The following is a 20378-nucleotide window of genomic DNA, read 5'->3' on the forward strand; positions in this document are numbered from 1 at the left end:
TAGTGGTACGCCCGCCCCGCCCGGGCCTGGTGCGTGGGGGATGAGGCCGCTCGGGCTCAGGTCGCGTCGGCTGTCGCCGGGAGATGGCCCGTATAGCCCACCCGGTCGCCACCGACCTGGCACCTGGTCAGGTAGCCGCCGGCGGTCCCCAACTCCAGCAGGTACGCCAGCTCGGCACCGTGGTCGCCGCCAGCGGGGAACTCCCGCCGGTGGGCGAGCAGGTCACGGTCGAGGAGGGCGGTGCGCAGGCCCCGCGCCCGCTGGAAGAGAGCGACCAGGGCGGCCAGGTCCTGACCGCGCAGCGCGGACGCCAGCTCGTCGAGGAACGCGCTGACCTGGTCGAGCTGCCGCAACACCTGCTCACGGTTGTCGAACAGCATGTCGGCCGTACGCCTCGCCGGGGTGCCGGCGACCCGGGTGCCGTCCCGGAAGCTGCCCGCGGCGAGGCCCAGCACGGCGTCCCGGACGTCCGCCCCCGCCACCGCGCCCGCGAGGCTGCCGGCGAGCAGATGGGGGATGTGGGACGAGAGCGCCACCACCGAGTCGTGCACGGCCGGCGACATCGGCACCACCCGGGCGGCGAAGACGTCCGCGATGAGGCCCGCCAGCATCCGGAACGGCCCGATGCCGTCGGCCGCCGGGCAGAGCACCCACGCGGCCCCCTCGAAGAGCGCCGGCACGGCGGCGGTGAGCCCCGACCGCTCGGTGCCGGCCATCGGATGCCCCGGGACGAACCGGTCGGTCAATCCGTGGGCGACGGCGAAGGCGGCCACCGCACCCTTCGTGCTGCCCACGTCGGTGAGGACGCAGCCGTCGGTGGCGTGCTTCGCGACGGTGAGCAGCGTCTCCGGCAGGCTCGGCAGCGGGCCGCAGAGAAACACGACGTCGCGGTCGCGGACCGCCTCGCCCAGGTCGTCGGGGAACGGCACCCCGCGTGCGCGCCCCTCGGCCCGGGTGGCCTGGTCCGGATCCCAGCCGACGACGTCCAGCCCCGCCTCGTGCAGCCGGAGCAGGACCGAGCCGCCGATCAGGCCGGTGCCCACCACGGCGGCCCGGGGCTGCCCGGCGGGACTGTCCACCATCACGCACCTCGGCGGTTCGGTCGGTACATGTCGAGGAAGCCCCGACTCGATTCGGCGCCGAGGATATCGCTTTTCCAGTATCCCTTCATCGCGTCCGCGCGCAGCGGCCGCAGCGTCAGCATGCCGCTACGCGTAGGGTAGTCCTCGTGCGCGTCGCTGATCTTGTAGATCAGCTCGACCTGGCCCTTCTCGTACGTCACCCCGACGGAGGAGACCGTGGCGAAGCAGCGGGTCACGAAGCCCGGCTCGCCGCGGACCGCCGCCTGCGCGTCCTGCTCCGTCCGGTAGAGCTGGACCGAGTACGTCAACTCGCCGCCGCGCAGGTCGATGCGGGCCAGACCCCAGTTGCCCGAGGACGACTTGTAGATCCACTCCCCGAGCACCGGATGTGCCCAGATCAGCAGGAACAGCCGCTGCACGAGACCGGCGAGGAGGGCGAGACTGAGCGCCGAGAGCAGCACGGTGGCCGCCTTGGTCTGCGTGCCCCGCAGGTCGGCGTTCTGCAGGACGATCACGTTGAGCACGCCGAAGATCACCGCGGCGGTGGCCAGCGATGCCTGCCGTACCCCGTCGATGTTGCGGTCCCGCAGCAGGGGATGGAGAAAGCGCACGTCAGACCGTCCGCCCGCCGCCGGGGAAGAGCTGGGTGATCTCGTCGTCGTGCGCCAGCCCGAGGCTGCCCGGTGGTGGCACCAGCGCCCGCCCGGCATCCGCACCGGCGGTGGTGTGGTCGGAGAGGTAGCTGCCCAGGTGCTTCACCCGGATGCCCTGGTGCATGAGGCTCCGGATCGCCCGGGCGAGGCTGGCCGAGCGGCGCTCGCGGTCGACCGTGACGACGAAGACGTACCGGCCGGCGAAGCCGGGCAGCGGCCGGGAGGCCAGCGAGACGATGTCGATTCCCCGGTCGGCGAACTGGGTGCACAGCTCGGCGAGGACCCCGGGGCGGGACCAGCCGGGCGTCAGCGCGACACTCGTCTTCCAGGTCAGCCGGGAGGTGTCCGCGACCGGTGGCTCCGGCCCGCCGGCCAGGCCGAGGCAGACGAACCGGGTGTACGCGCCGGGATGGTCCTCGACCGCGCGGTCGTGGACCCGCACGGGGTAGGCCTCGTCGAGGCCCTGGGCGCCGATGGCGATCAGCCCCGGTCGCCCGGCGGCGGCCCGCACCGCGGCGGCGGTGCTCGGGAAGTGCTCCACCGGCAGGCCCGTGCGGCTGACGTACCGCGCGCACTGGGCGAGCCCGTGCGGGTGGCTGCCGATCGCGGTGGGCGGGGAGTCGCCCGCCGCCGAGACGTACGCGTCGAAGGAGATCCGGACGGAGGCCTCGCGCATGATCTGCACCGGGTCGGCGCGGAAGACGATCCCGTCCAGGCTCGCCGTCACGATGCCCTCGACCGTGTTCTCGATCGGCACGACGCCGAAGTCGTAGCGCCTCTCGGCGACCCCGGCGATCACGGCCGGGACGCTCCCGTCGGCCCGCAGCTCGGCGGCCGTTCCGTGCAGGAGTCGCGCGGCCTGGTGGGTGAAGGTGCCCTCCGGCCCGAGGAACCCGATCACCGGCCGCCCGCCACGGGCTCCCTCGTCGACATCGTCCACCGCCCACTCCCCACCCTCGACCGGCCGGCCACGCCCGCCCGCACAGCGGGTCGGCCGGCGCAGGGGTGCAGACTATCGCCCGAGGACCGCCGAACGGACCCCCGGCCCATCGAAGCTCGTCGACGGTAAGCGGGCTCCTGCCCGCCCGACGGTCGGTCAGCCGCGCAGCCGACCGGCGACGGCCGCCACGTGCTCGTCGGACTCGGTCAGCGCCACCCGGACGTGCTGCCGGCCGCCCGGTCCGTAGAGTGCGCCCGCGGCGACCAGGATGCCGCGTCGGGCCAGCCAGTCGACCGTCTCCCAGCAGTCCTCGCCCCGGGTCAGCCAGAGGTAGAGCCCGGCCTCGGAGTGCTCGACCGTGAACCCCGCCCCGGTGAACGCGGCGTGCAGGACGTCCCGCCGGGCCCGGTAGCGCTCCCGCTGCTCGTCGGCGTGCCGCTCGTCGCGCAACGCGGCCACCATGGCGGCCTGCACCGGCGCGGGCACGATCATGCCGGCGTGCTTGCGGATCTTGAGCAGCTCCGCCACCAGCGCCGGGTCGCCCGCCACGAACCCCGCCCGGTAGCCGGCCAGGTTGGACCGCTTGGAGAGCGAGTGGACGGCCAGCACGCCGTCGTACGATCCGCCGCAGACCTCGGGCGAGAGCACCGAGACGGGCTCGGCGGCCCAGCCCAGCGGCAGGTAGCACTCGTCGCTGGCGACCACCGCGCCGCGCTCCCGGGCCCAGTCGACCACCTTGCGCAGGTGGGCCGCCGGCAGCACCCGCCCCGTCGGGTTGCCCGGGGAGTTCACCCAGACGAGGCGGACCCGGGAGGTGGGGCCGACCGCGGTCAGCGAGTCGGCGCGGACGACGGTGGCACCGGCGAGCCGCACCCCGTCCTCGTAGGTCGGGTAGGCGATCGGCGGCACCACGACGACGTCGCCGGGGCCGATCCCGAGCAGGGTGGGCAACCAGGCGACGAGCTCCTTCGAGCCGATCGTCGGCAGCACGCCGAGGCCGTCGACACCCGCGCCGCAGGCCCGGGCGACCCAGGCCGCGATCGTCTCGCGCAGCGCCGGGGTGCCGGCGGTCAACGGGTAGCCCGGCGCGTCGGACGCGTCGGCCAGCGCCTGCCGGATCACCTCGGGCACCGGGTCGACCGGCGTACCCATGGAGAGGTTGATGAGACCGTCAGGATGCGCCGCGGCCAGTCCGGCCGCGGCCTCCAGGGTGTCCCAGGTGAACTCGGGCAGCCGTGACGAGACCGGCACGGGCCGGTTCAGTGGCCCTCGCCGCGCGGCGGCTGCGCGGCGACGAAGGACGCGTCCTTCTCCACCTTGCCGATCTTCGAGGCGCCACCGGGCGAGCCCAACTCCTCGAAGAACTCGTAGTTGGCGCCGGTGTAGTCCTTCCACTGCTCGGGCACGTCGTCCTCGTAGAAGATCGCCTCGACCGGGCAGACGGGCTCGCACGCACCGCAGTCGACGCACTCGTCGGGGTGGATGTAGAGCATCCGGTTGCCCTCGTAGATGCAGTCGACCGGGCACTCCTCGATGCAGGCCTTGTCGAGCACATCCACGCACGGTTCGGCGATGATGTAGGTCACCGGTCTTCTCCTCCGCAAGACACGCCGCGATCACCCGCGACGGTAAGAGCCTAGTATCTCGCCGGGGAGGGGGTCGATCGTGCTCCGACAGCAGGATGTGGGACACCGGATCGTGGTCCGCCGGGTCGTGGGGGTCCGCGAGGGCCGGCCGCTCTTCTCGGACGCCCTCGGTGAACTGGTCGAGCTGAGCGACACCCACCTCACCATCGCCACCGCGCAGGGCCGGCTCCGGGTTCCGGTGACCGAGGTGCACCGGGCCAAGCGCGTGCCGCCGGCCCGCCGTCCCACCGCCGGCGCCGTGGTCGAGCTGGAACTGGCCGCCGACGAGGCCTGGCCCGCCGCCGTCCGGGGGCGGCTCGGCGACTGGCTGCTGCGCTCCGCCGACGGCTGGACCGGCCGGGCCAACTCGGCGCTGCCCGTGGGCGACCCGGACCGGCCGCTGTCCGCCGCACTCGACGCGGTGGAGCGCTGGTACGCCGACCTCGGCCAACGGGCGCTGGTCAACACCCCGCTGCCGCTCGCCGCCCCCGTCGGCGCCGAACTGGACACGCGCGGCTGGGCCAGCGGCCCCCCGGTCCTGGTGCAGACCGTGCCGCTGGCCGCGCTGCCGCCGGCCGCGCCGGAAGTCGCCGGGTCACCACCGGTCGAGCTGGCGGGCGCACCGTCGGACGACTGGCTCACCGTCGCCGCCGGCCGCAAGGGCGGGCTGCCGGACGCCGCCCGACACGTGCTCACCGCCGTGGACCAGGTCCGCTTCGCGCACGTGTACGTCGACGGCGAACTGCGCGCCATCGGCCGGGGCACGGTCACGGGGCAGGGGCGGTGGCTCGGCCTCAGCCTGATCGAGGTGCTGCCCGAGGCGAGGCGGCAGGGCCTGGCGGGCCGGCTGATCCGCGCGCTGGCCGACTGGGGTCTCGCCGCCGGCGCCACGCACGCCTTCCTCCAGGTCGAGCAGCGCAACACCCCCGCCGTGGCCCTCTACCGCACTCTCGGCTTCACCACCCACCACACCTACCTGACCCGCACCGCCCCCCACTGACCCCCGCACCCTCACACCCACCGCCCACCCTCGTGCCCCCGCACTCCCGCACGGCCGCCCGCACCCCGCCCGCCCGCACGGCCGCCCGCACCCCGCCCGCCCAGCTCGTCGATCTTGCAGATTCCGCCCCGACAATCTCCACAGATGCCCCACACCCGGGGCCGCAAGTGCAAGATCGGCGCCCCGCGAGGGCACCCCTTACCCTCCCCCTCCCGCCGTCGCCGTCGCCGTCGCCGTCGCTCTCGCCCGCGCCCGCGCCCGCGCCCGCGCCCGCGCCGATCTTGCACCTGCAGCCCCGGCGAAACCGGCATTCGCCACATACTGTGGGCGCAAAGTGCAAGATCGTGAGTGGGAGAGGGGGCGCGGGGGCCGGAGGGCCGGAGGGCCGGGGGCCGGAGGGCCGGGGGCCGGGGGCCGGGAGGGTTAGCGGCGGACTATGCGGCGGGGTTTGGTGGCCCTGAGGTCGGCGTAGCGCTTGAGGGACTGCGAACGGTGGTCGAGGCCGAGCGCCGTGAGGAGCAGGAAGCCGAGCAGTACTCCGACGCCGGCCGCCGCGAGGTAGAGCCAGATCTGCGCGAAGAAGGTGCCCGCACCCCCGCCGAACGGGTTGTCACCGACCAGCAGCGGCCCGACCAGCACCGTCAGCAGCAGCGCGATGCCGACCGCGGCGGCCACGTCGGCCAGCCAGGTGGCCACCGGCCGACGCCGGCCCCAGACGAAGGCGACCGCGGCGAGGCCCAACCCGATCACCACGAACATCCCGAGCGACACCTGGTCGGCGGCGCCCGTGTCGTCGCCGTCGAAGCCGAACCGGGTGACCAGCCGGGCGACCACGTTGACCGCGAACAGCGCGACCGCGAGTATCCCGATCGCGCGCCACCGCTCCCTCATCGCACGCCTCCCGCCGTACCGCCGCCCGCCGGGTCGACGGGCTTCCTGGCAGGAATGTCTACCACCGGAAGCGGTGTCCCGTCAGTCCCCCGACCGGACCGGTGGTGGCGGTGGCGCCAGGATCTGCCGGAAGCCCATCACCGCGAAGGTCATCGCGCCGGCCACGATCATCGCCAGGCCGACCCAGTTGTCGCCGGTGACGAGCAGATCCCCCTCGGCCGTCCGGACCGCCGCGACCGCCATCAGGACGAACCAGGGGGTCGCGGGCAACGCCACCGCCCAGCGGCGGCCGACCGCCTCGTGGGCGAACCAGCTCAACGCGATGTTCGCGCCGACGGCGATCAGCACCGAGACGCCGATCAGGTGCCCGCCGACCCGGAGCGTGGCCAGCAGCAATTCCAGCACGGCGGTGAGCGCACCCGCGAGCACGGCGACCAGCCCACCGGCCACCCGCAGGGCGAGGTCGAGCAGCGGTCGGTGCCGCCCCGACGGGGGTGGGGCGGTCTCCTCCGGGGCGGTCGACATCGACACGGCAGGCAGGGTCACTGGAGACCGGCCGCCCCGACCGGCGACCGATCTGGGCCGTCGGCGACGTCGAGCCCGGCGAAGAGGTCGTCCTCCCAGCCGTACGGCCCGCTGCCCGGGCCCTTCTCGCCCACCGCGAGGGTGTAGTACTCCATGCCCATGAACTCGCCACCGAAGCTGCCGGCGATCGCGTAGAGCCAGGAGGTGTCGGGGATCTGCGTGGCGTGCGCCCGCATCGCCGCCTCCTTGGCGGCGTGCTGTTCGGTGGCGTCGATCCGGGCGGCGATCTGCGCGTCGGGGGTGCCGAAGGGCAGCTCGGAGATGTCGTCGATGCCGGCGAAGGGATTGTCCGAGGACTCGACGAAGTGGCCCATCCCGGCCTCCAGCACGCTGAGCGGCATCGCCGTCCAGTAGACCTTCGCCGGAGCGAAGCCCTCCGCCTGGGCGAGCTCGTGCGCGCGCATCGCCACCCGGTGCGCCTGGATGTGGTCGGGGTGGCCGTAGAAGCCGTTGTCGTCGTACGTGATCATGACCTGCGGGCGTACCTCCCGCATGATCTCCACCAGGTGCCCGGCGGCCTCGTCGAGGTCGGCCTGCCAGAAGGCCCGGGGGTGCTCGTTGGTGGCGAGGCCCATCATGCCGGAGTCCCGGTAGCGGCCGGCGCCGCCGAGGAAGCGGTGGTCGGTGACGCCGAGGGCGGCGCAGGCGGCGCTCAGCTCGGCGATCCGCCAGCCGCCGAGCTGGTCGGCCTCGGCCGCGCCGAGCTGGGCCAGCGCCGGCACGTGGATCTCGCCTTCCTCACCGAGAGTGCAGGTCACCAGGGTGACGTGAGCGCCGGCGGCGACGTAGTGCGCCATCGTCGAACCGGTGCCGATGGACTCGTCATCCGGATGCGCGTGGACCAGCAAGAGGCGGCGGTCGGGCAGCGTCGTCACGCCGGTCACTCTAACCGGCGGTTCTCCCCCGCCGGCTGTGACGCGTCCGCGTAGGTACGCCACATCACCCCCCGACGTCGCTCTACGATCTGCCTGTGGACTTTCCGGAACTGGCCGCCCGTACCCGCCGGTTCAGCCGCGGGGCGCCGCGGGCGGTTTCCGTGGCCGACGACGGCGCCCGGGTCGTCTTCCTGCGTTCCGCCGGCCCGGAGGACCCGGCCGACGCCCTGTGGCTGCTCGACGTGGCGGCCGGCGAGGAGCGGCTGGTCGCGGATCCGGCGGCGCTGCTCGGCGCCGACGCCGACGCGGGCGCGCTGAGCCCCGGCGAGCGCGCGCTCCGCGAGCGGCTGCGGCTGAGCGCCTCCGGCATCGGCTCGTACGCGCTGGACGGGGCCGGTCGGGTGGCGGTGTTCACGCTGGCGGGCCGGCTGTTCCGGGCCGACCTGGTGCACGGGGACGTGGTCGAGGTGGCCACCGTCGGCCCGGTGATCGATCCCCGCCCCGACCCCACCGGGCAGCGCCTGGCGTACGTCACCGACGCCGCCGAGGGGGTCCTGCGGGGGCAGTTGCGGGTGATCGAGGACGACGGCACGGACACCCTGCTGGCCGGCGAGGACTCCGGGGTGACGTGGGGGCTGGCCGAGCACATCGCGGCCGAGGAGTTCCACCGGTTCCGGGGCTACTGGTGGGCGCCGGACGGGCGCTCGGTGCTGGCCGCGCGGGTGGACGAGTCCCGGCTGGACCGCTGGCACCTGCACGACCCGGCCGATCCGGCGAGCCCGCCGACCACCGTCGCGTACCCCCGGGCGGGCGGCCCGAACGCCGAGGTCAGCCTGCACCTGCTGGATCTCGACGACGGCTGGGTCGACGTGCACTGGGACCGGGAGACCTACCCGTACCTCACGGCCGTGCACTGGGCCGAGGGCGGGCCGCTGATCACCGTGCTGCGCCGTTCCCAGCAGCACGGTCTGGTGCTCGCCGTCGACCCGCGCACCGGTGAGACCCAGGTGCACGCCGAGTTGGCCGATCCGCGCTGGGTGGAGCCGGTCCCCGGCACCCCGGCGCACCTGCCCGACGGCCGGGTGCTGGTCGGAGGCGAGCTCGCCCATGACGGGTACGACGCCCGCTGCCTCTTCGCCGACGGGACGCTGCTCACCCCGCCGTCGCTCTACGTGCGGCGGGTGGTGGGGCGGCTCCCGGGCGGCAACGGCCCGGCCGACCTGCTGGTGGAGGCGAGCGACGGGGAGCCGAGCGAGCGGCACCTGTTCCGGGTCCGTACCACGATCGGCGGCGGCGTGGACGCCCGCCGGATCACCACCGACTCGGGCTGGCACACGGCCGCCGTGGGCGGGGACGTGCTGGTGGTGGGGAGCGCCTCGCTCGACCATCCGGGCACCCGGTGGACGGTGTGGCAGGGCGACCGCGAGGTGGCCGTGCTGCGCTCGCTCGCCGCCACCCCGCCGTACTCGCCGCTGCCGCTGCTGGAACGGGTCACCGACCGGCGGCTGCCGACGGCGGTGCTCTACCCGGACAACTACGTCACCGGCCGGCGGCTGCCGGTGCTGCTCGACGTCTACGGCGGGCCGGGCCACCAGGAGGTGCTGGCCGCCCGTGGGGCGTGGCTGGAGCGGCAGTGGTGGGCCGACGCCGGCTTCGCGGTGGTCACCATCGACAACCGCGGTACGCCGGGCGTGGCCCCCTCCTTCGAGAAGGCCATCCACCGGCGGGTGGCCGACGTCGTCCTGCTCGATCAGGTGGACGCGCTCACCGCGCTGGCCGACAAGCATCCCGACCTGGATCTGGACCGGGTGGCGGTGCGCGGCTGGTCGTTCGGCGGCTGGCTCGCCGGGCTGGCCGTGCTGCGGCACCCGGAGCTGTTCCGGTGCGGCATCGTCGGGGCACCGGTCACCGACTGGGCGTTGTACGACACCGCCTACACGGAGCGCTACCTGGGCCTGCCGGACGACGGCACGGACATCTACGCACACCACTCACTTGTGGAACTGGCCGGCGAGCCGGTGCCGGCCGGGGAGGCCGCCCGGCCACTGCTACTGGTGCACGGCCTGGTCGACGACAACGTGGTGGCCGCGCACACGCTGCGCCTGTCGGCGGCACTGCTGGCGACCGGCCGCCCACACTCGGTGCTCCCCCTGACCGGAGCCACCCACATGGCCGCCGGCGGCACGGCCGAACGCCTGCTCAAACTAGAACTGGACTTCATCCGCCGCCACCTGTAACCCCCGCCCCTGCCCTGCCCCTGCCCCTGCCCCCGCCCTGCCCTGCGCGGCGATCTTGCACTTGCTGCCCCCACAAAAGGAACATCCGGCCCATCTCAGGGGCACAAACTGCAAGATCGCGGCACCGAGCGGGGGCGGGGAGGGGCGGGAGGGAGTGCGGGGTGGGAAACAACGGCGACCCCCGGTCGACGACGTTGTCGGCCGGGGGTCGGTCCGTTGCCGTTGTCACGGCTGGACGGGTGGCGTCACTGCTTGACGTAGGCGTCCACGAAGCTCGGCCAACCGAAGATGCTGCCGATGAAGACACCGCCGGCCTTCTCGCCGTGGGCGATGGAGACCACCTCGGTGTACAGCGGCACCGCCGGCGCGGACTCCTTCATCAGCCGCTCGTCGATCTTGCTCCACTCGTCGGCCTGCTTGGCGGGGTCGAGCGCGAGCACCCGGTCGAACTCGGCGTTGAGCGCGTCGTTGTTGAGCTGCGAGGTGTTGCTGTTGCCCTCGGCCTTGATGCCGCGGCCGTCGAAGAGCACCGGCAGGATCGAGGCGCCGCTGGGCCAGTCGGCCGCCCACGAGTCGACCCAGAGGTCGTACGGGTTGTCCTTCTTCTTCACCGTGTCGAGGTAGCCGTCCTCGGGGATCGTCTTGATCGTGACGGTGAAGCCGGCCTTCTCCAGCGCGGTCTTGATCTGGGTGGCCCGCTCCTGGGAGCTGGTCACGTCGGAGGTGAGCAGCACCAGGTTCTGGGTCTTCCCGGCGAGCAGCTCCTTGGCCTTCTCCGCGTTGCCGCTGTCGCCGGCCGGGTACGCGTCGAACTGCTTGTAGCCGAGCGTGGTGGGCGGCAGCAGCGTGGTCAGCGGCACGGCGCCGTAGGGGCCGCCGAGGCTCTTGGTGATGCTGGTCCGGTCGATCGCGTGGTTGATCGCCTGCCGCACCGACAGGTCGGTGACCCGGGTGGTGTTGATGCTCAGCCGGTACGCGTTCGGCGTGGCCGCGACGATCATCCGCTGCTTGAGCGCGGCGTCACCGGTGACCTTGGCGATCAGCTCCGACGGGACGCCGCCGGTGGCGACCGCCGCGGCGTCGTTGCCGGTGCCGGCGAGCACCCGGTTGGTCTGGGTGGCCTGGTCCGCGCCCAGGGACCAGATGAACTTGTCCGGGTACTGGTGGCGCACGGCGTCGGTGGCCGGGTCCCAGTGCTCGTTGCGCTCGAGCACGATCTCGACGCCCGGCGTGTGCTTGGTCATCTTGTACGGGCCCGACGAGAACGGCTGGTTGTCCAGGTTGACCCCGGTGTCCTTGTCGGCCGGCAGCGGCGCGGTGGCCGGCAGCGAGACGGCGAAGGGCAGGTCACAGCGGGGCTTGTTGAACTCGAAGCGCAGCGTCTTCTCGTCCGGCGTGGTGAGCCCCGGCGGCAGCGAGGCCTTGTTGGCCTTGAAGTTCCACTTGGTGTCGTACTGCGGGTCGTCGACCAGCCACTCCTGGAGGTAGGTCGGGCCGCCGGTGAGGTCCGGGTCGAAGGACCGGGCGATGCCGTACGCGATCTCCTTGCTGGTGATCGGGCGGCCGTCCTCGAACTTCACCCCCTGCTTGACCTTGAACTCCCAGACCTTGCAGTCGTTGTTGACGTTGGTGCCGGGGGTCTCGGCCAGGTCGCCGACCAGGGTGACGTTGCCCTTGCCGTCGTCCTTGAAGGTGGTGAGGAAGCGGGCGTAGAGCTGGCTCCCCATCAGGCCGGCGAACGAGTAGATCCGCTGCGGGTCCATGTGGGAGATCTTGTTCTCCCGCAGGATGTAGAACGTCCCGCCCTTGGCCGCGCCGGGCACCTCGGGCGCGGGACCGAGCGAGTCCTTGGGGTCCGTCGCGATGGCGCCGGTACGCGGCTTGCTGGTGTCCACACCGCCGGTGTTGTCACCGGTGTTTTCGCTGCACGCACCGAGGGAAACCACCAGTGCGATCGCACCGCCCACGGCGGTGACGAGTCTTGCTCGCATCCTCACTCCTCCGGATCGCCTCAATGAAGGAAAGCTTCGCGCAGCTTTCGACTTTGGTAAATTTCGATCAGGTAACGGGGCCACAACGATCGGCACCCGTCGGGCCGGGGGTCAGCCGAGGCGCACCCGGGGGTCGATGAACGCGTAGAGCAGGTCGACGACCATGTTGGCGATCACCACGAAGAGCGCGGAGATCAGCACGGTGGCCATGATGGTCGGCAGGTCCCCCTGCCGCACCGCCTCCACCGCCGTGCGGCCCAGCCCCTGGATGCCGAAGGTGGTCTCGGTGATCACCGTGCCGCCCAGCGCCGCGCCCACGTCCAGACCGGCGATGGTGACGATCGGCGTGATCGCCGCACGGAGCGCGTGCCGCCCGTACACCTGCCGCTTCGGCATGCCCTTGGCCCGGGCGGTACGGACGAAGTCCTCCGAGAGGGTCTCCAGCATCTGCGCCCGGGACAACCGGGCGTAGATCGCGGAGAAGAGCAGCGCCAGGGTCACCCAGGCCAGCACCAGCCCCCGCGCCCACTCGATCGGATCCTCGAACGGGGACGTGTAGCGCGGCGTGGGCAGGATCTTCAGGGTGTAGACGAAGATCAGCAACAGCACCGCGCCGACGAAGTAGAGCTGGAGCGAGGCGAAGGTCAGGGTGAGGCCGATCGAGATCCGGTCCAGCAGGGAGCCACGGCGCAGCGCCGAGACCATGCCGAGCCCCACCCCGATGGCGAGCCACAGCACCGCCGCCGGCAGGACGATGCTCAGCGTCACCGGCAGCACCCGGGCGAAGGTGTCGCTGACCGCCTCGCTGTTGACGTACGAGTAGCCCAGGCAGGGCACCGCGCACTCGCCGCCCTGGGCGCTGCCCAGGTCACGGCCGACGAAGATGCCCTTCATGTAGTTGGCGTACTGCTCCACCTTCGGGTCGTTGAGCCCCAGCTCGGTCCGTACCCGCTCCAGCCGCTCGGCGTTGCAGTTCTTCGGGCACATGCCGGTCACCGGGTCGGCGGGCAGCGCGAAGAACATCAGGAAGCTGACCACGCTCACCGCGAACAGCACCGAGATCGCCAGCAGCATCCGCTTCACCAGGAAGCGCACCATGCGCAGTACCCCTTACCGTGACGACTTCGGGTCGAGCGCGTCCCGCAACGCGTCGCCGAAGAGGTTGAACGCCAGCACGATCAGGAAGATCGTGATGCCCGGAAAGAAGACGTAGGCCGGGTCGGTCTCCAGGTAGCCGATGCTCCGGTAGATCATCCGGCCGAAGCTGGGCACCGACTCGGGCAGCCCGACGTTGAGGAAGGACAGCGCCGCCTCGCTGGTCACGTACGACGGCACCAGCAGCGAGAACGACACCAGGATCGGCGCCCAGATGTTCGGCAGCAGTTGCCGGAAGAGCATGTGCCCCAGCCCGGCACCGCTGGCCCTGGCCGCCTCCACGAACTCGCGTTCGCGCAGCGACACCACCTGCCCGCGCACGAGCCGGGCGGTGCTGGTCCAACCGAAGGCGGCGAAGACCGCGATCAGGGTGGCCACCGCGAACCAGGTCGGCACCGCGTCGCGCGGACCGTAGAAGCGCAGCGAGAACGTCGGCACCACGGCCAGGGCGAAGATCAGGAACGGCATCGCCAGGGCGACGTCGGTGACCCAGCTGATCACCGCGTCCACCTTGCCGCCGAGGTAGCCGGCGAGGATGCCGAGGACCACGCCGATCGTCGTGGTGATCAGGGCGGCGCCGAGCGCGATCAGCAGCGAGGTGCGGATTCCGTAGACCATCCGGATGAAGATGTCCCGGCCCACGCCCGGCTCCAGACCGAACCAGTGGTCGCCGCTGACCCCGCCGGCGTATCCCAGCGGCATCCCGGTGCTGTCCAGCAGGTCGCCGAACACCTCGCCCGGCGAAGCCCCGTAGAGCCGCTGCACCAGGGGCGCGGCCAGTGCCAGCAGCACGAAGACGACAAGCAGTACGCCGCTCACCAGGGCGGTACGGTCGCGCCGCAGCCGGCTCCAGACGAGCTGGCCCGGCGAACGTCCGGCCAGCTCCGGCTTCTTCTCGGCGGCACCGGCGGACTCGATCTCGGCCAGTGCCACGCCCTCGCCCGGGGACAGGCTCACTTCGCCACCTCCTCGACGGTCGTGCCGGCCGCGGCCGTACCGGGATCCGCCGGCCCCGCGTCGTCAGCGACCGGCCCGGGGACGGCCCCGGCCGGGCCGGTCTCCGGGAAGTGGCAGGCGGTGGCCTGGTCACCGCCGCGCGGCACCAGCGCCGGTTCCTCGGTGGCGCACCGCTCCTGTGCCTTCCAGCAGCGGGTGCGGAAGCGGCAGCCCGACGGCGGGTCCAGCGGCGTCGGGACGTCCCCGGAGAGCCGGATGCGGCCCGCCGCGCCGAGCTGGGTGACGTCCGGGATGGCCGAGAGCAGCGCCCGGGTGTACGGGTGCTGCGGCCGCTCGTAGATGTCGTCCCGGTCGCCGATCTCGACGATCTTGCCGAGGTACATCACGGCGACCCGCTGGCAGAAGTGCCGCACCACGGCCAGGTCGTGGGCGATGAAGACGAACGCCAGGCCCAGGTCGCGTTGCAGGTCGCGGAGCAGGTTGACCACCTGCGCCTGGATCGACACGTCCAGGGCGGAGACCGGCTCGTCGGCGACGATCAGCTTCGGCCGCAGGGCCAGCGCCCGGGCGATGCCGATCCGCTGGCGCTGACCGCCGGAGAACTCGTGCGGGTAGCGGTTGTAGTGCTCCGGGTTCAGCCCGACCAGCTCCAGCAGCTCCTGGACCCGCTTCTTCACACCGCCCGGCGGGTCGATGCCGTTGACCTGCAACGGCATCGCCACGATCCGGCCGACCGTGTGCCGGGGGTTCAGCGACGCGTACGGGTCCTGGAAGATGATCTGGAGGTCCTGCCGCAGCGGGCGCAGTTCCCGGCGCCCGGCGTGGGTGATGTCGCGCCCCTCGAACTCGATGCTCCCCGTGGTGGGCTCCAGCAACCGGACCAGCATCCGCCCGGTGGTCGTCTTGCCGCAGCCGGACTCCCCCACCAGGCCGAGCGTCTCGCCCGGGCGCACGTCGAAGTCGAGCCCGTCCACCGCCCGCACGAAGCTGGTGCTGCGGAAACCGCTCCGCACCGGGAAGTGCTTGGCCAGGCCACGCACCCGCAACAACGGCTCGCCGGTCCCGGTGCTCATCGGGCCACCCCCACTTGTGCGACGTCCTCCGCGTACAACCGCGTCCGGTCGTCGGCGGAGAGGTGACAGGCCACCAGGTGGCCGGGCGCGCCCGCCGGGCGCAGCTCCGGGACCTCGGTGCGGGACCGGTCGCCGTTGCGGTCGGCGTAGCGGCAGCGCGGGTGGAAGGCGCAGCCGGACGGCAGGTTGATCAGGCTCGGCGGGTTGCCCTTGATCGGCACCAGGTCCGCGTCCGCGTCGCCGTGCAACGAGGGCACGCTGGAGAGCAGACCCCAGGTGTACGGGTGCTGCGGCGCGCGGAGCACCCGCTCCACACTGCCGTGCTCGACAGCCCGCCCGCCGTACATGACCAGCACCTCGTCGGCCACCTGGCTGACCACACCCAGGTCGTGGGTGATCAGGATGATCGCGGAGTGGAACTCGGCCTGGAGGTCGGCGAGCAGGTCGAGGATCTGCGCCTGCACCGTCACGTCCAACGCGGTGGTCGGCTCGTCGGCGATCAGCAGGTCGGGGTCGTTGACCAGCGCCATGGCGATCATCGCCCGCTGCCGCATGCCCCCGGAGAACTCATGCGGGTACTGGTCGAAGCGGCGGGCGGGCTGCGGGATGCCGACCCGGCCCAGCATGTCCACCGCGCGCTGCCGGGCCTCGCGCCGGCCGGCCCTGGGGTGGTGCACCCGGTACGCCTCCGCGATCTGCTTGCCCACCGTGTAGTACGGATGCAGGGCCGACAGCGGATCCTGGAAGATCATCGCCATGTCCCGGCCGCGCAACCGGCGTACCTCCTCGTCCGGCAGGCCGACCAGTTGGCGGCCGCCGACGGAGATCTCCCCGGTGATGGTGGCCCGCTTGGCGTTGTGCAGGCCGAGGACGGCCAGCGAGGTGACGCTCTTGCCCGAGCCGGACTCGCCGACGATACCGAGCGTGCGGCCGCGCGCCACCTCGAACGACACGCCGTCGACGGCGCGCACCACGCCGTCCTCGGTGTCGAAGCGGACCCGCAGGTCGCGCACCCGCAGGTAGGGGTCCTGGCCAGAGCGCTGCTCCGGCACGCTGGGGCGGCCCGGTTTCCCGGACGGCGCTGACTCCGGCCTGTCCACGACCGCCTCCCTCAGTGACGAAGAGAACTTACAGGAAAGCACTGAGGGTGAAAATAAGCTACATAGCCGCGGGCTGTCAGCGGGCCACAGCGTAACGACTCTGCAACGGGCGTGAACAGCCCTACCAGCACATCCACCGCCACGACTGGAACCGGACACACGGCGCACGCCGGGTGCGACCACGGCCTCGGCAGTCACGGGAGGATCGGCGCTCAGCGGCGAGACGCGAGACATCACGCGAGCTGGGCAACATCCCCCGAAGCAGCCGCCGAACCCGTCGGGCTGGAACCGTGGCGGGCCGGGCCATCGTGCCCGGGCGTGCCGGGAATCCGGCCGATCGCCGACCTGACAACTCACCGTGACGATGCCGACAGGAGACCGCAGAAGTCACGCAAAGTAGTCAGCCGGGGCAGGCGCTTGAGCGCGAGAGGGGCTGCCGCCCTGCCACACATGCCCGCTGAACAGCGATTCCTTTCCCGCTGTTCGGCCGGCCCAGCCCCGCCCGCACCCTTCGCCTCGTTCGCTTTGCTCTGCAGCCGCCGACGCACCAGACACCCTCGGTAACTGGTGCGTCGGCGGCTGCAGAGCAAAGCGAGCATGGTGAGTGGTTGACGGCGGCCCGACCCGGCTTTTGTCGACTACCGAGGGTTATGCCAGTGGTCATAGTCAGGATGCCCGCGGGCCGACGGCCGTTCGTTGTAGCGGCCGTGACGATGCCTACGTCGAGGCAGCCGAGGTCAGGCTGGTGTGCGACCAGCAGGCTGCGCCTGTACCGCCGTCAGGGCCGCCACTACGTCGAGCAGTCGGCAGCCAAGCGGGGCGAGGCACTGGAGATCGCCGAACCCGTCCGGGCGACGATCCGGCCGGAGCAGCTCGTCCCCTGACCGTTGTCGGTGGGCTCGCCTAGGGTCGGGCACATGAGCGAGCGCCAGCGAGCGAATCACCGACGCAGCCCGGTGCCTCATGACGGCACGAAGCGCAGGGAGGTGCCGTCATGAGCGAGTTCGACGCGGCGGCCGCCGCCGTGCAGGCCGCGCTCGACGCGGGAGCCCGCTACGCCGACGCGCGGGTCATGCACCGCCGCTACGAGTCCATGTCGGCCCGCAACGGCGACATCGAGGAGCTGACCCAGGACGAGAGCATCGGCCTGGGCGTCCGTGCCCTGGTCGGCTCGGGCTGGGGCTTCCACGCCGTACCGGACCTCTCGGACGCCGCCGCCCGCGAGGCCGGCCGGCGCGCCGCGCGGACCGCCGCCGCGAGCGCGCGGGTGCCGGGGCCGCCGATCGACCTGGTGCCCACCGGGGCGGCCACCGCGAGTTGGGCGTCCCCCTGCCTGGTCGATCCGCTCGGCGTGCCGCTCTCCGACAAGGGAGACCTGCTCGTCGGGGCGACCCGGGCGATGACGGAGCACGGGGCCGACGTCGCCGAGGGCCTCTACCAGGTCTGGGACACGGCCAAGTGGTTCGTCTCCAGCGAGGGGCACCGCATCGACCAGCACATCCGGGAGTGCGGCGGCGGCATCTCCGCCACCGCCGTCGGCGACGGCGAGACCCAGCGCCGTTCCTACCCCAGCTACCGCGGCCAGTACGGCACCACCGGGTGGGAGCTGGTCGAGTCGCTCGACCTGGCCGCGCACGCGGCGCGGATCGCCGAGGAGTCCCGGGCGCTGCTCAGCGCGCCGCCCTGCCCCGCGGGTGAGACCGACCTGATCCTCGGCGGCGAGCAGCTCGCCCTCCAGATCCACGAGTCGGTCGGGCACGCCATCGAGCTGGACCGGATCCTCGGCTGGGAGGCCGCCTTCGCCGGCACCTCCTGGTTGGACCTGGCGCGGCTCGGCTCCCTGCGCTACGGCTCCGAGCTGATGAACGTCACAATCGACCCCACCATCCCCGGCGCCCTGGGCAGCTTCGGCTTCGACGACGAGGGCTCCCCGGCCGTGCGGCGCGACGCGGTGCGCGAGGGGCGCTGGGTGGGCGTGCTGGCCGGCCGCGACTCGGCCGCCGTCGCCGGCCTCGACCACGGCGGCAGCGTACGGGCCGACGGCTGGGCCCGGCTGCCGATGGTGCGGATGACCAACGTGGGCCTGGAGCCCGGCCCGCACACACTGGAGGAGATCGTCGCCGCCACCGACGACGGGGTGCTGATGGACGTCAACCGATCCTGGTCCATCGACGACAAACGGCTCAATTTCCAGTTCGGCTGCGAGATCGGCTGGGAGGTGAAGAAGGGCCGGCGGGGGCGGATGCTGCGCAACCCCACCTACACCGGCATCGGGCCGCTCTTCTGGCGCTCCATGGACATGCTCTCCTCGGAGACCGTCGCGTGGGGCACCCCGAACTGCGGCAAGGGCCAGCCGGGGCAGACCGGCCACACCGGCCACCCGGCCGCGCCGGCCCGCTTCCGCAACGTCCGGGTGGGAGTTCGCGCATGAGCGGCATGACCGAGCTGGACATCGCCGGTCAGGTGGTGGAACTGGCCCGCCGGCTCGGCGGGCCCGACGCGCAGGCCGAGGCGGTGGTCACCCGGGCCGACCTGGCACTGACCCGGTTCGCCAACTCCTTCGTCCACCAGAACGTCGCCGAGTCCGGCGTCCGGGTCCGGCTGCGGCTGCACGTCGGCGGGCGCACGGCCACCGGCGGCGGCAGCGTGGTCACCCCCGACGGGCTGCGCGCGCTGGTCGAACGCACCCTCGCGGCGGCGCGGCTCTGCCCGCCCGACCCGGCCTGGCCCGGGCTCACGGCGCCGACGCCGACACCGGCCGCGCCGGCCGTCGACGAGGCCACCGCGTACGCCGAACCGGACGAGCGGGCCGAGCGCGTGCGTGCGTTCGTGGCCGCGGCCGGCGGGCTGGAGACGGCCGGCTACTGCCGCACGGCCCACCGTTCCTCGGCGTTCGCCAACTCGGCCGGGCACTCCGCGCGGGGTCACGCCGCCGAGGCCGCGATGGACGGCATCGCCCGCACGGGCGGCTCGGACGGGGTGGCCCGGCTCCACGCCGACCGGCTGGCCGATATCGACGGTGCCCTGCTCGGCGCCCGCGCCGCGGCCAGGGCTCGCGCCGCGGCGGACCCGGTGGAGCTGCCGCCCGGCCACTACGAGGTGGTGCTGGAGCCGGCCGCGGTCGCCGACCTGCTCCAGAATCTCTCCTGGCACGGCTTCAACGGCAGGCAGCACGCCAAGCGGCAGTCCTTCGCCGAGCCGGGGACGGCCCAGTTCGATCCGGCGGTGACCCTTGTCGACGACCCACTCGCTGGCTCCGGGCTGCCGTTCGACGTCGAGGGCACGCCCCGGCGGGCGGTGACCCTGGTGGAGGCGGGCACCACCCGGGCGGTGGCGCACGACCGGCGCAGCGCCGCCGAGGCCGGCACGGTCTCCACGGGGCACGCGGTGGCCGACGGCGGGTGGGGCCCGATGCCCCGCAACCTCCGGCTCGCCGCCGCGCCGGCCGGGACGGGGGGCGACGAACCAGGGGCGGTCGCCGGAGCAGCGGCGGGCGACGGCACCGTCGCGACCGGCGGCGTGCCGGGTGCGGTGGTCGACGCCGACACCGCCGCGCTGGTCGGGCAACTGCGGCGAGGGCTGCTGGTCAGCGACTTCTGGTACACCCGGGTGCTCGATCCGAAGAGTCTCGTCCTCACCGGACTGACCCGCAACGGCGTCTGGCTCGTCGAGGACGGGGTGGTGACCAGCGCCGTCCGCGACCTGCGCTTCACCGAGTCCTACCCGCACGCACTCGGCCCCGGCAGGGTCCTCGGGCTGGGACGGCGGGCGGTCCGCCAGCCGGACCGGGCCGACGGTGTCTGGTGGGAGGCAGCGCCGCTGCGGCTCGCCTCCTGGCACTTCACCGGCGGCGCCTCCGGCTGAGCCACCGGCGGCGCCGGTGGCGGTCGCGGCGGGTCGGTGCCGGCCTTCCACCGAGGACGCCGGCCGGGAACGCTTCCGGGTGAGGCACTCCACATACGCCGGACAGGCGCCTGGTGAGGTTCTTAACATCCGGACATCGATCATAGTTCAGGGCTTTCCACCCGCCGGAACACACGGGACACTGCCTTGCGCGGACGGCCCGCGAAGATCGGCGTAACGTGTGTCACTTAGCTGCGCCGTATCGCCGGCGCGGTCGTTGTGCGCGTGACGTGGCAAGCGGGTGCGGGTTAGCCGGTCCGCGTGCCGACCGGAACTTGATCCGCCCGTGAGGGCCCCGTCAGGGAGACGAC

The 20378-nt window shown here is 72.8% G+C and carries 18 protein-coding genes; 5 read left to right on the plus strand and 13 right to left on the minus strand.

The features are described 5' to 3' along the window. Positions 1-56: 56 nt before the first annotated feature. From ABZ809_RS17665 to fdxA, 5 genes are all read right to left on the minus strand, one after another. Positions 57-1082 (minus strand): prephenate dehydrogenase/arogenate dehydrogenase family protein, encoded by a 1026-nt coding sequence (locus ABZ809_RS17665; protein WP_357563562.1) that lies wholly within the window; start codon positions 1080-1082, stop codon positions 57-59. Then, complete coding sequence (locus ABZ809_RS17670) at positions 1082-1693, minus strand: hypothetical protein (RefSeq protein WP_357563563.1); 612 nt, start codon at positions 1691-1693, stop codon at positions 1082-1084. Before ABZ809_RS17670 ends, ABZ809_RS17665 begins: the two co-directional genes overlap by 1 nt. Position 1694: 1 nt before the next feature. Further along, a complete protein-coding gene (locus ABZ809_RS17675; protein WP_357563564.1) occupies positions 1695-2675 on the minus strand; it encodes a prephenate dehydratase domain-containing protein in 981 nt (326 codons plus the stop codon). Positions 2676-2831: 156 nt separating this feature from the next. After that, entirely contained in the window at positions 2832-3938 is a 1107-nt protein-coding gene (gene dapC / locus ABZ809_RS17680; protein ID WP_357563632.1) for a succinyldiaminopimelate transaminase, read from the minus strand. After that, a complete protein-coding gene (fdxA, locus tag ABZ809_RS17685; protein WP_091078915.1) occupies positions 3935-4261 on the minus strand; it encodes a ferredoxin in 327 nt (108 codons plus the stop codon). The genes dapC and fdxA overlap by 4 nt, the downstream gene beginning before the upstream one ends. A 79-nt stretch (positions 4262-4340) precedes the next feature. Here fdxA and ABZ809_RS17690 point away from each other — a divergent pair, with 79 nt between their 5' ends. Further along, entirely contained in the window at positions 4341-5300 is a 960-nt protein-coding gene (locus tag ABZ809_RS17690; protein ID WP_357563565.1) for a GNAT family N-acetyltransferase, read from the plus strand. Positions 5301-5723: 423 nt separating this feature from the next. Here the strand turns inward: ABZ809_RS17690 and ABZ809_RS17695 are convergent, their stop codons facing one another. From ABZ809_RS17695 to mshB, 3 genes are all read right to left on the minus strand, one after another. Continuing rightward, entirely contained in the window at positions 5724-6191 is a 468-nt protein-coding gene (locus ABZ809_RS17695) for a hypothetical protein (protein WP_357563566.1), read from the minus strand. Positions 6192-6272: 81 nt separating this feature from the next. Further along, positions 6273-6722 (minus strand): hypothetical protein, encoded by a 450-nt coding sequence (locus ABZ809_RS17700; RefSeq protein ID WP_357563567.1) that lies wholly within the window; start codon positions 6720-6722, stop codon positions 6273-6275. An 11-nt stretch (positions 6723-6733) separates the two neighbouring features. Further along, positions 6734-7660, minus strand: coding sequence for an N-acetyl-1-D-myo-inositol-2-amino-2-deoxy-alpha-D-glucopyranoside deacetylase (gene mshB / locus ABZ809_RS17705; RefSeq protein WP_357563568.1), 927 nt, complete (start codon positions 7658-7660; stop codon positions 6734-6736). A gap of 86 nt (positions 7661-7746) precedes the next feature. Here mshB and ABZ809_RS17710 point away from each other — a divergent pair, with 86 nt between their 5' ends. Continuing rightward, positions 7747-9888 carry a prolyl oligopeptidase family serine peptidase gene (locus ABZ809_RS17710; RefSeq protein ID WP_357563569.1) on the plus strand — a complete coding sequence of 714 codons (2142 nt, stop codon included), beginning with the start codon at positions 7747-7749 and terminating at the stop codon, positions 9886-9888. Between the two features lie 245 nt (positions 9889-10133). Here ABZ809_RS17710 and ABZ809_RS17715 read toward each other — a convergent pair whose 3' ends face one another. The 5 genes from ABZ809_RS17715 to ABZ809_RS17735 all read right to left on the minus strand — a co-directional run bounded on the left by ABZ809_RS17715 (position 10134) and on the right by ABZ809_RS17735 (position 16164). Beyond that, positions 10134-11879, minus strand: coding sequence for an ABC transporter substrate-binding protein (locus ABZ809_RS17715; protein ID WP_357563570.1), 1746 nt, complete (start codon positions 11877-11879; stop codon positions 10134-10136). Positions 11880-11990: 111 nt separating this feature from the next. Next, positions 11991-12977 carry an ABC transporter permease gene (locus ABZ809_RS17720; protein WP_357563571.1) on the minus strand — a complete coding sequence of 329 codons (987 nt, stop codon included), beginning with the start codon at positions 12975-12977 and terminating at the stop codon, positions 11991-11993. Between the two features lie 12 nt (positions 12978-12989). Beyond that, positions 12990-13991, minus strand: coding sequence for an ABC transporter permease (locus ABZ809_RS17725; RefSeq protein WP_357563572.1), 1002 nt, complete (start codon positions 13989-13991; stop codon positions 12990-12992). Next, positions 13988-15064 carry a dipeptide ABC transporter ATP-binding protein gene (locus tag ABZ809_RS17730; RefSeq protein ID WP_357563573.1) on the minus strand — a complete coding sequence of 359 codons (1077 nt, stop codon included), beginning with the start codon at positions 15062-15064 and terminating at the stop codon, positions 13988-13990. The genes ABZ809_RS17725 and ABZ809_RS17730 overlap by 4 nt, the downstream gene beginning before the upstream one ends. Further along, positions 15061-16164, minus strand: coding sequence for an ABC transporter ATP-binding protein (locus ABZ809_RS17735; RefSeq protein WP_357563574.1), 1104 nt, complete (start codon positions 16162-16164; stop codon positions 15061-15063). Before ABZ809_RS17735 ends, ABZ809_RS17730 begins: the two co-directional genes overlap by 4 nt. A gap of 713 nt (positions 16165-16877) precedes the next feature. On the opposite strand from ABZ809_RS17735, the gene ABZ809_RS17740 reads away from it, so the two are divergent. The 3 genes from ABZ809_RS17740 (at position 16878) to ABZ809_RS17750 (ending at position 20028) form a co-directional block, all read left to right on the plus strand. Continuing rightward, on the plus strand, positions 16878-17048 hold the full coding sequence (locus ABZ809_RS17740; protein ID WP_357563575.1) for a hypothetical protein: 171 nt from the start codon (positions 16878-16880) through the stop codon (positions 17046-17048). Positions 17049-17158: 110 nt separating this feature from the next. Next, positions 17159-18595, plus strand: a complete 1437-nt coding sequence (locus ABZ809_RS17745) for a TldD/PmbA family protein (protein ID WP_357563576.1) — start codon at positions 17159-17161, stop codon at positions 18593-18595. Between the two features lie 5 nt (positions 18596-18600). Next, the gene (locus ABZ809_RS17750; RefSeq protein WP_357563633.1) at positions 18601-20028 is read left to right on the plus strand and encodes a metallopeptidase TldD-related protein; all 1428 of its coding nucleotides are present in this window, start codon (positions 18601-18603) and stop codon (positions 20026-20028) included. The last annotated feature ends 350 nt before the right edge of the window (positions 20029-20378 follow it).

The sequence above is a fragment of the Micromonospora sp. NPDC047074 genome, assembly GCF_040643815.1.
Taxonomy (GTDB): domain Bacteria; phylum Actinomycetota; class Actinomycetes; order Mycobacteriales; family Micromonosporaceae; genus Micromonospora.

Bases quoted from the DNA above. Each gene is read 5' to 3' on its own strand.
- ABZ809_RS17665 (WP_357563562.1), bottom strand. From the start codon at position 1,082: ATGGTGGACAGTCCCGCCGGGCAGCCCCGGGCCGCCGTGGTGGGCACC.
- ABZ809_RS17695 (WP_357563566.1), bottom strand. From the start codon at position 6,191: ATGAGGGAGCGGTGGCGCGCGATCGGGATACTCGCGGTCGCGCTGTTC.
- ABZ809_RS17715 (WP_357563570.1), bottom strand. From the start codon at position 11,879: ATGCGAGCAAGACTCGTCACCGCCGTGGGCGGTGCGATCGCACTGGTG.
- ABZ809_RS17720 (WP_357563571.1), bottom strand. From the start codon at position 12,977: ATGGTGCGCTTCCTGGTGAAGCGGATGCTGCTGGCGATCTCGGTGCTG.
- ABZ809_RS17730 (WP_357563573.1), bottom strand. From the start codon at position 15,064: ATGAGCACCGGGACCGGCGAGCCGTTGTTGCGGGTGCGTGGCCTGGCC.
- ABZ809_RS17740 (WP_357563575.1), top strand. From the start codon at position 16,878: ATGCCTACGTCGAGGCAGCCGAGGTCAGGCTGGTGTGCGACCAGCAGG.
- ABZ809_RS17745 (WP_357563576.1), top strand. From the start codon at position 17,159: ATGAGCGAGTTCGACGCGGCGGCCGCCGCCGTGCAGGCCGCGCTCGAC.
- ABZ809_RS17750 (WP_357563633.1), top strand. From the start codon at position 18,601: ATGACCGAGCTGGACATCGCCGGTCAGGTGGTGGAACTGGCCCGCCGG.